The sequence below is a fragment of the Paenibacillus sp. Y859 genome (genome assembly GCF_056786405.1).
This window is the reverse complement of record NZ_JBXCIZ010000001.1, coordinates 630,425-643,827: the sequence shown is the minus strand read 5'-3', so window position 1 is coordinate 643,827 and position 13,403 is coordinate 630,425. Positions and strand designations below refer to the sequence as shown.

The following is a 13,403-nucleotide window of genomic DNA, read 5'->3' as shown; positions in this document are numbered from 1 at the left end:
GCTTATTCGACATCGAATATTGAATTCAGCCGGTCCTTCCGGTGCTCACGTAGGTACTGCCTACGCTCCGCTCCTCACTCCCTATCTTCATCCAATCTTCTCGGTGCTGAAAAGTTAACTTTTTGAACTCTCACTAATAGTGTTATTTTGAAGAATAGGTAAAGTCCTAAATTCATTGTAAATCAATGAAGCAGAAGATAATATAGAATTATATTGCGAACTATATCAGGATCTTGCGATATTGTAGGGAGTGAAATAAATGAGAGTTCAGTATTTTTTGCCGAATCCAGGCTTTAAAGGTTATACATGTTATCCAGATGCATGTGGGCATTATATCGATCCCTTGCATGCAGAGAATCGCCTAAGCGGGCAACTACAACAATTCAATCTTCATATGGTTTTTCAAGGGAAGGGATTTGTATTTGTTCATGATAAGCAAGAGTGGGTGGAATTGGGTGAAGGGAATGGTTTTCTTTACGGTCCGGTCATCATGATAAAATACGCACAACGGCAGACTATATTCAGAATCACTGCCACGAATTACTTTCATTATCGGATATGGCGGCCGTCTCCGGTTATAGCATCTATTACTTCAATCGAATGTTTCGTCAGATTATGGGTACAACCCCTGTTCAATATATGTTGGAGGCTCGGATCACCTTTGCTAAGAAGTTACTCGCAACGAGTAGTCTTTCGGTCAAACAAATAGGGCTGCAGTGTGGATTCTCCAACTCTAGTTATTTCATTTATAATTTTCGTCGTCTAGAGGAGATGACACCTAATCAGTTTCGGCTTACCTATCATTTCATATGAAATAAAACTGCGGCTATTAGAGCCGCAGTTTTATGGATCTTTTATAAAGAGGATACAACCATTTCACACCCTGTGGTGTTAATGTATCCGCGAGTAGATGTGAGAGATAGCTGGTCGTCGCTACAGCCATTAATCCATCTACTTGTAGCTGTTGTTCCATGCTATAGCTTATCATTCCCCATAGGCATAGAGCCCACACCGTGTGCGTCATTCCCCGATGTTTCAGCCAAGGTGCCCAAGCGATGAATAGGCCCAGCCCAATCAACCAATTCATATTGAAATGCCAGCCACCATACATTAGTAATCCTCCGATAGCACTAATCAGTGCATTGCGTATGATTCCTTCTTTAGTGATGAAACCAAAGAGTAAAGCGATCAGACAGACAATAGTATATTCGGCGTGAAATGTCTGATCGTAAAGAAATAAGAATGTGAGTACTGAGGTGAGTATAAGGCTACCCCAGACAAGAAGTTGACGAATTTGTTTGGAAAGTTTACCTATTCTAGAGCTTAGAATACTGTTTCCATCAAGATCTGCACTTAAAGCAGAAAAGGTGGATACTGCGATATAAAGAGCAGTGTTATGAACGGAAAACGGATGATACATAGCTGCAGCGATGCCGATAACCGTTCCAATGGCGAGATGCGTGGAACCTTTCATAAGAACCTCCTGTGACTGACAAAGTTGATTGGATACATACATATCAATAAATGCAAACGTATGTTTGTGTTACTATTATACACATAGTTCACATATACAGACAAGAAATATTGTTATTATCGTGTAACCTTCCAAGTATTGTAAACGTCTAACATGTAAGTATATGTTCAAAGGAAGATCTTTTGAACAACTTATATAAGATAGATCTGAATTAACAAAGAAAGCGGGAGGAATGAGTATGGGTAAACGGGGGTTTATTTGCATTCTGCTATTATCAATATTGTTAAGCGGCTGTGGGTCATCAAGTTCGGATAATGCTGACTATTCGTCAGCGAAGACTGATGCGAAGTCAGAGAGCAGTATGGAGAATAAGGCAACATCAACAGGGTTTTCTGCGGATAGGGGTTCAGCAACTGAGCCAACTGCGGACCTTGCGCAGCAAGTGAATACAACAGAGAAGGAATTGCAGACTGTAGCGGCATCACCGGTTCTACCGGTTGAGCAACTAGCTGGATTTAATAGCGCTTCAACTGCGGAGGCATTGAATAAGAAGCTCATTTACACAGCCAATCTGGTAATGCGCATCAAGGATTACGCAGTGGCTCAATCAGAAGTGAGAAATTTGGTGTCACTCTCAGGTGGGTACATTGTAGAGTTCTCAGAGAATCAATCGACACATGAGGTTGGAGGAACTTTTATTATTAAAGTTCCAGCGAATGGCTTCTCATCATTACTAGGTGGGCTAGAGCAAATAAAACATGAATCATTTCAGCAAAGTATTAAAGGTCAGGATGTAACTGAAGAGTATGTAGATTTGGAGTCTCGTCTTAAAGTGAAGGAACTAATGGAGACTCAGTATACGGAGTTTATGAAAAAAGCAACAAAGACGACTGAATTAGTAACCTTTGCGAATGAGCTAGGAAAAATTCAGGAGGACATTGAGCTGATTAAGGGAAGAATGCGTTATATCAATAATAATGTATCCTATTCAACGGTAGAAATTCGCTTGTATCAGCAAGATGGCATCGTAGATCCAGCTTTAATTGATAAAGAACAGGCACCTTTATTCGAACGGGCGAACGATGCACTTAAAGGGACGATAAATGTTCTGACACTATTATTCCAGTGGATAGTCGTCATTCTCTTCGGGGCTTTGCCTGTCTTACTTGTTGGGGGTGTTATATGGTTAACACTGTGGTTGGTAGGAAGGAATAAAGTGAAACCAAAGGCGACTCATCATGATGATCAGGATCCGACGGAAGATCAGAAGTAATGAAACACAATAATACAGCAAACAAAGAGGCCCGTTTAGGTAACGGGCCTCTTTGCGTTGATCCTTATGTTGAATTAGAATTTGAAAATATGAATGGTCTTCTGAAGCTGGAAGACGGCTCTATTCATCGTTTCTGCCTCATCAACAACGGCTTGTATTGATGAAATTTGCTCAGTCATAGAGGCAGAGACCTGCTGTGTACCCGCTGCGGATTGTTCAGTTATAGCTGAAATATTCTGAATCGCAGAAGATATTTTAAGAGCGCTTTCCAACATCACATCACTTTCCTTAGAGAAGGAAGAAATTTGTTCGGTGATATACTGGACACTTTGTACAATTTGGGTAAAGATCTGTTCAGCTTCATGGATCATTTCATTCTGATGTGTAACGATCTCTTCGTTGACATGAATGTGCTCGATCGCTTGTTTTACATCTTGTTCAATACTTTTTACTAAGCTGAATACACCCTGTGTGGATGCAGCTGACTCTTCAGCTAATTTACGTACTTCTGCAGCGACGACGGCAAAGCCTCTTCCATGCTCACCAGCACGAGCAGCCTCAATCGAAGCGTTTAGGGACAATAAATTAGTCTGTTCTGCTAATTCAGAAATAGACTTTGTTATTTTGGAGATTCCTTGTGCGTTGATGGATAAAGCCTGGATCGTACTAGCAACTTGTTGTGTAGCATGAATATTCTTCTTCATACCCTCAGCTTGCATCTCAACGGATTGACGACCGCTTTCGACGAGTTTGAGTGTATGAATAGAACGTTCATTCATGTTCTTCGTTGAAATCGTATAATTAGATACTTTCTCTTCAATATCTTGAATGGATTCAGTCATACCAGCGATATCCTGAGAGATTTCACTTGCGCCAATGGCTAATTCATTTGAAGAGGAGGCAACCTGTGTCATAACGAGTTTAAGCTCTTGATTCTTGTCTGTAATTCCACGGCTTGTCCCCATAACTTGCTTCGTAATGACAGAAGCTTCATTAAGAATCTTGGTAAGTTTGTCAATCATGCTGTTGAAGGACTGATTTAATTTGATCATGGAACCTGTTTCGCTAGCACGCTCGGTAAAGTCACCTTGGGCAATTCGAGCAGTAACGATGGCTATTTCATCAAAAGTAGATGTAAGCGTTCTCTCAATAAAGCGGGATAAGGGGTAAGTTAAGCCTAGTAGTAATAGGATTAGTATAATCCCGATAAGAATCCTACCAATAACAATAAAGGTTACAAAGACAGGAATTGAGAATAGTGCTGCTACGAGATAACATCCAACGATAACCTTTTGAGAAAGCTGTAGATTAAAAAACCATGACATATTATGTATCCTCCTTATTATATGGAAACTACTAACACACATAATAGCATCATATAGTCTATATAGTCTATATATTTAGACCTATTAATTATAAAAATAAGGATAAAAGGACTATATATATAAATTGAGATAAAGATGTCACAAAGTGTATTTTTGAATTAATATTTGTTTATGTTTGGAATTGTTGTATTCAAACACAAACAAATGTAATACAATATAAAAAACACAATATTTATTGGAGGTAGTTATTTCTAATGGTGCAGAATAATTGGAGTCAATTGGAAGCTGCTAGTTGTTCAAATGGGTTAGAAGAGCTCGTGTATCGCTCGAACATTATTGGAGAAGATCGCCAAGTATGCAATTGGGGTGGCGGTAACACATCGATGAAGACTATCGTTAAGGATTTCCGAGGTCGAGAAGTCGAGGTGATGTGGGTGAAAGGGAGTGGTTCAGATCTTGCGACTATGAAAGCACGTAATTTCACAGGTCTACGATTAGAAGATATCCGTCCTTTATATGGCAAGCCAGATATGACAGATGATGAAATGGTTCAGTATTTGAATCACTGCATGATCGATGCGCAACATCCACGGGCATCGATTGAGACGTTATTACATGCCTTTCTACCATTTAATCATGTCGATCATACCCATCCAGATGTCATTATTAGCATATGTTGTGCGGATAACGGACAGAATATTGCCCGAGAAATATTTGGAGATCGATTCGTTTGGGTTCCATATATTAGACCAGGGTTCACACTCTCTCAAATGATTGCTAGAGGCGTATTAGCTAATCCGAAGGCTGAATTGGTATTGATGGAGAAGCATGGTCTTGTAACTTGGGGGGATACTTCAGAAGCATGCTACTCCAAAACGATCGAAATTATTAATGAAGCGGAGCATTACATTGAGAATCATATAAATGAAGCGAAGCTATTTGGTGGACTTTCTTCGAAAGCGCTTCCCACGTTGGAGCGTAGAAGCATCGTCGCACAGATCGCTCCCCTTATAAGAGGATTCGTAAGTCATGAGAAGAGAATGATCTTAACTTTTGATGATAAGGAAAATATATTACAATTCGTAAATAGTAGAGACTCTGCTAGATTATCTCAAGTTGGAGCGGCTTGCCCAGACCATTTGGTTCATACGAAGGTTGTCCCGCTCTTCATAGATTGGACGCCTAATGCTGACGATGTTGAAGGACTGAAGAACAAGCTAGTCCAAGGGATAAGTGCTTATATAGAGCAATATAAATCATATTTCGAGAAGAATAAGCATGAAGGGGATGTTATGTTCGAACCGGCACCTCGTGTCATATTAATCCCAGGTCTTGGTATGATCAATACGGGTAATAGTTGTTCCAACTCTAAGGTCAGTGGTGCCTTGTACCATCGTGCCATTGCTGTGATGAGAGGAGCCACATCTATTGGTAATTTCGTCTCTCTCAGCGAGAATGAATCTTATAACGTAGAGTATTGGCCACTTGAATTATATAAGTTGTCTCTAGCTCCAGCAGAAACGGAATTCTCTCGGAAGATAGCCTTTATTACAGGTGGTGCGGGTGGCATAGGTAGTGAAACTGCTCGGAGATTAGTGTCTGAAGGAGCACATGTTGTACTTGCAGATCTCAATCTAGCAGGTGCGCAAAAAGTTGCAGCGGAGATTAATGCGCAATATGGTGAGAATCGAGCGATAGCTGTACAAATGGATGTTACCAAAGAAGAGGATGTTGTAAATGCCTATGCAGAAGCGGCAGTAGAATATGGTGGTATAGACATTATCGTAAATAATGCTGGGCTTGCAACTTCCAGTCCTTTTGCGGAAACGACTTTAAAGGAATGGAATCTCAATATTTCTGTGCTGGGTACAGGTTATTTCTTGGTAGCTCGTGAAGCATTTAAACTTATGAAAGAGCAGGCTATCGGTGGAAATATGGTGTTTATTGGCTCTAAAAACTCCGTTTATGCTGGGAAAAATGCAGCCGCGTATAGTTCTGCTAAAGCACTTGAAGCACATCTTGCACGTTGCATTGCAGCGGAGGGTGGAGAATTCGGAATTCGTGTTAATACGATTCTTCCGGACGCTATTTTACAAGGATCAGCGATCTGGAATTCCAATTGGCGCAATGAACGTGCAGCGGCTTACGGAATTGAACCGAATGAGCTCGAAGAGTATTATCGCAAACGGACCACATTATTGGTCAATATTTATCCGAGGGATATCGCCGAAGGCATCGCTTTCTTCGCATCTTCCAAATCCGAGAAGACAACGGGATGTATGATGACGATCGATGGTGGGGTTCCGGCAGCATTTACTAGATAATCATATTAATGTGAATGAAGAGAGGATGCGAACAATGATAGATCGCGCTTACGCATTATTTGAGGAACAACAACAGGCTAGAGGGATTGACCTTGACCAAGTGAAACAGAAATTGAAGGAACTTCGTATTGAGACCCCTTCTTGGGGGTATGGAGACTCAGGCACACGATTCAAAGTGTATCAGAAGAATGGTGTCCCACGTAATCCATTTGAGAAAATGGAAGATGCAGCTCAGGTCCATGCAATAACCGGATTGGCTCCTTCCGTGGCAATTCATATTCCATGGGATAAAGTGGAGGATTACGGTAAGCTACGTGCTCATGCAGAAGGTCTAGGACTCAGCATCGGTGCTGTGAACCCGAATCTTTTTCAAGAAGAGGATTATATGCTGGGTAGTGTGACGAACTCTGATGCGATGGTTCGCCGTCAAGCGACAGATCATCTATTAGAATGTGTTGATATTGCCAAAGAAACAGGATCTCGTGATATTAGTCTGTGGTTCGCAGATGGTACTAACTACCCCGGTCAGGGACATATTCGTAAGCGTAAAGCTTGGATGTACGAAGCTTTGTCTGAACTCTATAAGAAGTTGACCCCACAGATGCGGATGCTCATTGAATATAAATCATTCGAGCCTGCTTTCTATCATACGGATTTAGCGGATTGGGGAATGGCCTATAATATGGCGATGAAGCTTGGGCCGCAAGCACAAGTACTCGTGGATACGGGGCATCATGCGCAGGGCACGAATGTGGAACATATCGTTGCGTATTTAATTGATGAGAAAAGATTGGGTGGTTTTCACTTTAATGCTCGCAAATATGCAGATGATGATCTAATCGTAGGTTCGGTTAATCCGTATGAATTATTCCTCATATTCTATCAAATTATTAGTGCTTCAGAAGATCAGGATGCGGCTATTGTGCAAACTGTGAATAATATCGCTTATATGATTGATCAATGTCATAATATTGAACAGAAAATTCCGGCGATGATCCGTTCTGTCCTTAATGTACAGACGCAATTTGCCAAGGCACTTCTAGTCAACCATGCGGAAGTAGAGGATGCACAAGTTCGTAATGACGTTCTAGCTGCAGAGGATGCGGTGCGTCAAGCATACGAATTCGACGTGACTCCATTACTTCATGCGATTCGGGAAGAACAGAATTTACCGCTGAATCCGATGAAAGCTTATATGGATAGTAGTTACGAACAAGATATACAGGTAAGGGGTAAGGGTGGTGCAAGCTGGTGAATGTGCTAGCGTATGACCTCGGAGCCAGTAGCGGAAGAGCCGTTATTGGGAGGTTGAAGGATACCACGATGGAAGTAGAGGAGCTTCATCGCTTCTCTAACGACCCAGTACAGGTAGGAAATCACCTACACTGGGATATCCTCCGCCTATTCCATGAGATGAAGCAAGGATTACTGAAAGCGAAGCATCAGAAGCTAACGATAAAGAGTTTGGCGATCGATTCTTGGGCGGTGGATTTCGGAATGATAGGCCATAGTGGCGAGCTCATTGGAAATCCGTATCATTACCGTGATCTTCATACGGACGGGATCATGGAGGAAGTATTGGCAACGATCCCACAGAAGGAGATATTCGGTCGAACGGGTATTCAGTTCTTACCATTTAATACGATTTACCAATTGGTGGCGCTACAACATGCCAATTCTCCTATATTACAAGACGGTAAGCATTTATTGATGATTCCTGATCTTCTTCGTTATTTCCTATGTGGCGAAATGGTCCATGAATTCACGAATGTCACAACGACACAGCTATACAAACCGGTTGAAGGACAATGGGATGCTACATTAATAAGGAAGTTGGGATTAAAGGAGTCATGGTTCGGTCAAGTTGTCCAGCCGGGGACGAATGTTGGTAAACTAAGTTCAGCGCTACAGCATGAACTTGGTATGCCGTCCATCCCTATCTTCACTGCAGCTGAGCATGATACTGCTTCTGCTGTTGTGGCTGTTCCGGCTACTGAACGATCTTTCGCATATTTAATATGTGGTACATGGTCATTGATGGGAACGGAAGTGCAGGAGCCTGTTCTAAGTAATATGGCACTTGATCTGAATTTCACGAATGAAGGTGGTGCGTACGGTACCTTCCGGTTGCTAAAGAACATTATGGGATTATGGATTTTACAAGAGTGCAGAAGGGAATGGGAACGAGCGGGTGAGGTGTATTCTTTTCCAGAGCTAATTCAACTTGCGCAACAGGCACCTTCATTCGTTACGATGATTGATCCGGATGATCCAGTTTTCTTGCCTTCCGGAAATATGTCTGAACGAATTCGGAATTATGCTTTGCAGACGGGGCAGAAACCACCTGAAGGGATCGGTGCAATAGTAAGGTGCATTTTGGAGAGTCTTGCTTTAAAATATAGGCTTGTGTTGGAATGGACAGAACGATTGTCTGGGCAAGCTTTTCATGGACTTCATATGGTAGGAGGCGGTATTCAAAATACGCTTCTGTGCCAATGGACGGCGAACGCCATAGGGAAACCGGTGTGGGCAGGACCTGCAGAAGGAAGTGCCATCGGTAATTTGGCTGTTCAATGGATTGCTCAAGGCGATCTGAGTGATGTGTGGGAAGCAAGGCAAGTCATTAGAGATTCCTTCCCAATCACTATTTATGAGCCTGAACAGGCTGCGATGTGGGAAGAAGCATATGGACAGTTTCGAAGAGTGGTGGATCTAGAATAAATGACGGGTCCATCGTACAAATAAAGTTGTAGAAAGAGGTAAGTTATGCTAGTTGCAGAGCGATACGAGATGATTGTTGGATTGGTGAACGATAGAGGTAGCATCCGGGTAACGGAGCTGAGTGAGTTATGTCAGGTGACGGAGGAGACGATTCGTCGGGATCTTGATCGATTGGAGAAGTCTGGTCGTTTGCGGCGTTCTCACGGTGGTGCGGTGAATATAAAGGATCATCATCCCGAGACACCTTATGGGGAACGGGAGATCATGCATGCTGACGAGAAGCGAAGAATTGCTAAGGAAGCGGTCAAGCGAATTCAACCGAATGATCGAATCCTACTTGATGCGAGTACAACAGCTTGGTACATGGCTGCCATTCTACCTGATATTCCACTAACGGTTCTTACCAATTCAATCAAGGTCGCAATGGAGCTAAGTGTAAAAGAAAAGATTCAGGTTATATCCACAGGTGGCTTGCTGTCTCAAAGATCGTTGTCATTCGTAGGGCCATTAGCTGAACGAACGTTGGACACTTATCATGTGGACAAATGTTTCTTCTCCTGCAAGGGCGTTCATTTGGAGCGGGGCATTAGCGAATCTAATGAATTGCAAGCACAGGTGAAACAGCGGATGATTGGAATAGCGGATCAAGTTTTCTTATTGGCGGATTCTAGTAAGTTCGGTGTGCAATCTTTTACACATGTAGGAGAGCTTGATAGCGTTAGTGAGATCATTACGGATCAGAATCTTGATCACACAGCTCAGGAGCAATTACATGAGCGCTCCATCGTAGTAACAACGGTTTAACATAGAGAACAATGAGATGACTTTTTGAAAAGCCTCTATTAGTAGAAGGTCGGAAAGTGAGGTGGGAAGATGAAGGTAAGTATGTTCATAACTTGTATAAGTGATGCTGTGTATCCTCGAATTGGTGAGGCGATGGCTCGATTGTTGGCTAAATATGGTGTTGCACTTCACTTTCCCACTATTCAGACTTGTTGCGGACAACCTGCTTTTAACAGTGGCTATTGGGGAGAAGCGCGAGCATCGGCTAAGACGATTCTGGAAGCATTTGAGGATAGTGATTTCGTCATCGCACCTTCAGGCTCTTGTATAGGCATGATTCATCATTATCCAAAGTTATTTGAAGATAATCTTATCTTACGTGCTAAAGCGGAGAGATTAAAAAGAAAATCCTATGAGTTCACACAGTTTCTCGTGCAAGTGCTAGGCGTTACTGATGTAGGGGCAACTTTCCCGTATAAAGTGACTTATCATCCATCATGCCATGGAAGCCGGATACTAGGGATTAAGGAAGAACCGATGATCCTCATGAGCAATGTCAAAGAAATGGAACTCATCCCCCTCCCTTTTGCCGAGGATTGTTGTGGGTTCGGGGGAACCTTTGCTATTAAAATGTCGGATATATCTGGAGCTATGGTGGTAGAGAAGGCAGATCATGTGCTAGAAAGTGAAGCAGAAGTGCTTGTCGGTCTAGACATGGCTTGCCTTATGAACATTGCGGGAAATCTACGTTACAGGAATAAGCCAATCCGTGTGATGCATTTAGCTGAGTTGCTATATGAAGGGGTGGAGCATGCATGAGTAAGGCAGACATCAAAGGAACGACTGTCAAAGGGCGTGCAGAGCTTGCTTTAAATGATGATTTTCTGCGTAAGGCGGTTAAATTCACGACCGAACGATTACGTGATGGCAAAAGGAAAGCTTCAGATGATCTCGGAAATTGGGAGGAATGGCGGGAACGTGGTAGACAAATCAGATTACATACCATTGCTCATCTAGATTATTATCTGAACCAATTTGCGAATCAGGCAAGATCGAATGGGGTTCATGTACATTTTGCAGATACTGCTGAGGATGCTGTGAAGATCACACTGGCTATAGCTGAGCGGAAACAAGCATCATCCGTCGTGAAGTCCAAGTCGATGGTGACGGAAGAACTCCATTTGAATCAAGCACTTGAATCCATTGGTGTGGATGTCGTGGAGAGTGATCTGGGTGAATATATTATCCAGTTGGCTGGAGAGACGCCTTCTCATATTATCATTCCTGCTATTCATAAGAATCGGTATCAGATTGCTGATCTTTTATCAAAGGAAGCTGGGGAGACGTTACCACCCGATACCGCCATACTAGCTGGATTTGTACGCAAGAAATTACGAGAGAAGTTCCTCGAAGCAGATATTGGGATGACGGGATGTAATTTCGCGATTGCAGAGACAGGTTCTATGGTCTTATTTGAAAATGAAGGTAATGCAAGAATGGTGTCCACCGTACCTTCAACACAAATAACATTAATGGGAATGGAACGGATTATTCCATCCTGGGGTGATCTAGAAGTTATGGCAACACTGCTTCCACGCTCCGCTACAGGGCAGAAGTTAACGGTGTATATGTCTGGCATTACGGGACCTCGTAGACAGGGAGATGCGGACGGTCCGGAAGAGATGCATATTATTATTCTGGATAATGGCCGCTCTTTACAACTGGGTGATCCGGAATTTCAGGAACTGCTGAACTGTATTCGGTGTGGTGCTTGTCTAAATGCTTGTCCTGTGTACCGTCATATTGGTGGGCATGCATACGGCGGGACGTACAGCGGTCCAATCGGAGCAGTGTTGACACCCGCATTGAATAAGAATATTGACCAATGGGATGACATTGCTAGTGCATCGACGCTTTGTGGAGCTTGTTATGAAGCTTGTCCGGTGAAAATACCATTGCATGATATGTTGATATATTTGCGTAGGCGCAAGGTTGAACGAGGACTCGGAGATAAAATGGAATCCATCGGGATGCGTAGCTTCGCTGCCATTATGGCTAATTCGAAACGATATGAGAACGCTTTAAAAGTTGGGAGGATTGCGCAGAAGCTTGTTGTGAAGGATGGAGAAATCAGCTCGAAACTGGGTCCGCTGAAAGGCTGGAATAACTATCGTGTCGCTCCGAGCTTAGCGAAGAAATCCTTTCGTGATCAGTGGGGCACGATGGAAGAAGAGATTCGCCACGGATTACAAGAGATGGATCCATCGGTCTCTAATCGAATGGAAGAGATCGTAAGAAATAGGGAAGCGGGAGGGAAAGACCATGGCTGAGGCACATCAAGAGTGGTTGGCACAAATGGAATCAGAATCCCGTGCGAAACAGGAGCAATTCATGAAGGGGATTGCCGGACGATTAGGGCATCCACGTCTCACGAATGCTCCGCCACATCCCTTTCGAGGGGCACCAGATTTCTGGAAGTCCTTCGAATGGTCCTCTGAAGAACGAGTCCAACATTTCACAGGAAATTTCGAAGCCGCAGGTGGGCATGTACACAGATTAACTGATATGCAAGAAGTGCAGTCCTTTATTTGCAGCAAAGCTACTGAATTATCTGCACGATATATAATTCATCAGAATGAGGTTGAACTGAATCATCTTCAACTGAAAGAAAAGCTAGAGGATGTCGTAGTATCGCAGTGGAATAGCGGGTCCGATGAAGATTGGATAGCTCGAGCTGCAGAAGCGGACATCGGGATTGTGATGGCAGACTATGCCGTATCACATACGGGCTCGATCGTTGTGGTATCTTCCAAGGACAAGGGAAGATCCGTTAGTCTACTACCGACCGCGCTTATCGCGATCATCCCATTGGAACGATTAAAGACTCGTTTAGGTGAGGTGTTGATTGATTTCGATGAAGCGGGGAGGGAGCAGCTCCCAGCTGGTATTCATTTCATCTCCGGCCCCAGCCGATCGGCAGATATTGAGAACGATCTAACCATTGGGGTACATGGGCCTGGTGTGGTGTTTGCGCTGATAGTGGGGTGAAAGGCATTAGAGGACCGTTCGACAGAGATGTTGATCGGTTTCTTTTTGTATAGGAGACAGTATAAAAGATCTTAGGAAAGAAGGATGTAGAGTTTCTATCACCTGCTCCTGGCACTTATTACTTCGAAAATACAGGCTTTTTCTTTTAAAACTGATTGTTTAGCGAAATGCCTACGATTGTACAGGAATTAAACCATTAGCTTTTGGATTTGAGGGTATGACAAGATAAAGGATGTATAATTGTAGGAATATCCCATGACAGAATAGATAATGAAGAAAAAAGATGCATAATCGTAGGCATTCTCTCGTTGTTTCTAGTATTGGATTGGAGTAGAAGGATCTTCAAAATGAAACAGGAGAAGGGAGTAAGTGTCGAGCAAGAAGTTTGCGTTTCGCCTAAAGTTACGTTCCTTCATTCTTGGGAAATCTAATTGCATTCTCGCAGTATTGGTGAC

General features: G+C 42.9%; 11 protein-coding genes. 9 read left to right on the top strand and 2 right to left on the bottom strand.

Annotated elements, in window-relative coordinates:
• Nucleotides 1-498 precede the first annotated feature (498 nt).
• Nucleotides 499-813 carry a helix-turn-helix transcriptional regulator gene (locus AC1TO8_RS03335; protein WP_482054497.1) on the top strand — a complete coding sequence of 105 codons (315 nt, stop codon included), beginning with the start codon at nucleotides 499-501 and terminating at the stop codon, nucleotides 811-813.
• 16 nt (nucleotides 814-829) lie between these two features.
• On the opposite strand, the gene AC1TO8_RS03330 is transcribed toward AC1TO8_RS03335, so the two are convergent.
• The gene (locus AC1TO8_RS03330; protein ID WP_482054178.1) at nucleotides 830-1,474 is read right to left on the bottom strand and encodes a metal-dependent hydrolase; all 645 of its coding nucleotides are present in this window, start codon (nucleotides 1,472-1,474) and stop codon (nucleotides 830-832) included.
• Nucleotides 1,475-1,712: 238 nt separating this feature from the next.
• On the opposite strand from AC1TO8_RS03330, the gene AC1TO8_RS03325 reads away from it, so the two are divergent.
• Complete coding sequence (locus AC1TO8_RS03325; protein WP_482054177.1) at nucleotides 1,713-2,747, top strand: DUF4349 domain-containing protein; 1,035 nt, start codon at nucleotides 1,713-1,715, stop codon at nucleotides 2,745-2,747.
• A gap of 74 nt (nucleotides 2,748-2,821) precedes the next feature.
• On the opposite strand, the gene AC1TO8_RS03320 is transcribed toward AC1TO8_RS03325, so the two are convergent.
• Nucleotides 2,822-4,072: a methyl-accepting chemotaxis protein gene (locus AC1TO8_RS03320; protein WP_482054176.1), complete on the bottom strand. Its 1,251-nt coding sequence runs from the start codon at nucleotides 4,070-4,072 to the stop codon at nucleotides 2,822-2,824.
• Between the two features lie 254 nt (nucleotides 4,073-4,326).
• Here AC1TO8_RS03320 and AC1TO8_RS03315 point away from each other — a divergent pair, with 254 nt between their 5' ends.
• From AC1TO8_RS03315 to AC1TO8_RS03285, 7 genes are all read left to right on the top strand, one after another.
• Complete coding sequence (locus tag AC1TO8_RS03315) at nucleotides 4,327-6,396, top strand: bifunctional aldolase/short-chain dehydrogenase (protein WP_482054175.1); 2,070 nt, start codon at nucleotides 4,327-4,329, stop codon at nucleotides 6,394-6,396.
• Nucleotides 6,397-6,430: 34 nt separating this feature from the next.
• Nucleotides 6,431-7,651 carry an L-rhamnose isomerase gene (rhaI, locus tag AC1TO8_RS03310; RefSeq protein ID WP_482054174.1) on the top strand — a complete coding sequence of 407 codons (1,221 nt, stop codon included), beginning with the start codon at nucleotides 6,431-6,433 and terminating at the stop codon, nucleotides 7,649-7,651.
• Nucleotides 7,648-9,117 carry a rhamnulokinase gene (locus AC1TO8_RS03305; protein WP_482054173.1) on the top strand — a complete coding sequence of 490 codons (1,470 nt, stop codon included), beginning with the start codon at nucleotides 7,648-7,650 and terminating at the stop codon, nucleotides 9,115-9,117. Before rhaI ends, AC1TO8_RS03305 begins: the two co-directional genes overlap by 4 nt.
• Nucleotides 9,118-9,162: 45 nt before the next feature.
• Complete coding sequence (locus AC1TO8_RS03300; RefSeq protein ID WP_482054172.1) at nucleotides 9,163-9,921, top strand: DeoR/GlpR family DNA-binding transcription regulator; 759 nt, start codon at nucleotides 9,163-9,165, stop codon at nucleotides 9,919-9,921.
• 69 nt (nucleotides 9,922-9,990) lie between these two features.
• Complete coding sequence (locus AC1TO8_RS03295) at nucleotides 9,991-10,719, top strand: (Fe-S)-binding protein (RefSeq protein WP_482054171.1); 729 nt, start codon at nucleotides 9,991-9,993, stop codon at nucleotides 10,717-10,719.
• Entirely contained in the window at nucleotides 10,716-12,230 is a 1,515-nt protein-coding gene (locus tag AC1TO8_RS03290) for a LutB/LldF family L-lactate oxidation iron-sulfur protein (RefSeq protein ID WP_482054170.1), read from the top strand. The genes AC1TO8_RS03295 and AC1TO8_RS03290 overlap by 4 nt, the downstream gene beginning before the upstream one ends.
• Nucleotides 12,223-12,948, top strand: coding sequence for a LutC/YkgG family protein (locus AC1TO8_RS03285; RefSeq protein ID WP_482054169.1), 726 nt, complete (start codon nucleotides 12,223-12,225; stop codon nucleotides 12,946-12,948). Before AC1TO8_RS03290 ends, AC1TO8_RS03285 begins: the two co-directional genes overlap by 8 nt.
• Nucleotides 12,949-13,403 lie beyond the last annotated feature (455 nt).

Coding starts and splice junctions, on each gene's coding strand:
- AC1TO8_RS03315 (WP_482054175.1), top strand. CDS start 4,327: ATGGTGCAGAATAATTGGAGTCAATTGGAAGCTGCTAGTTGTTCAAAT.
- AC1TO8_RS03330 (WP_482054178.1), bottom strand. CDS start 1,474: ATGAAAGGTTCCACGCATCTCGCCATTGGAACGGTTATCGGCATCGCT.
- AC1TO8_RS03285 (WP_482054169.1), top strand. CDS start 12,223: ATGGCTGAGGCACATCAAGAGTGGTTGGCACAAATGGAATCAGAATCC.
- AC1TO8_RS03300 (WP_482054172.1), top strand. CDS start 9,163: ATGCTAGTTGCAGAGCGATACGAGATGATTGTTGGATTGGTGAACGAT.
- AC1TO8_RS03320 (WP_482054176.1), bottom strand. CDS start 4,072: ATGTCATGGTTTTTTAATCTACAGCTTTCTCAAAAGGTTATCGTTGGA.
- AC1TO8_RS03295 (WP_482054171.1), top strand. CDS start 9,991: ATGAAGGTAAGTATGTTCATAACTTGTATAAGTGATGCTGTGTATCCT.
- AC1TO8_RS03290 (WP_482054170.1), top strand. CDS start 10,716: ATGAGTAAGGCAGACATCAAAGGAACGACTGTCAAAGGGCGTGCAGAG.
- rhaI (WP_482054174.1), top strand. CDS start 6,431: ATGATAGATCGCGCTTACGCATTATTTGAGGAACAACAACAGGCTAGA.
- AC1TO8_RS03325 (WP_482054177.1), top strand. CDS start 1,713: ATGGGTAAACGGGGGTTTATTTGCATTCTGCTATTATCAATATTGTTA.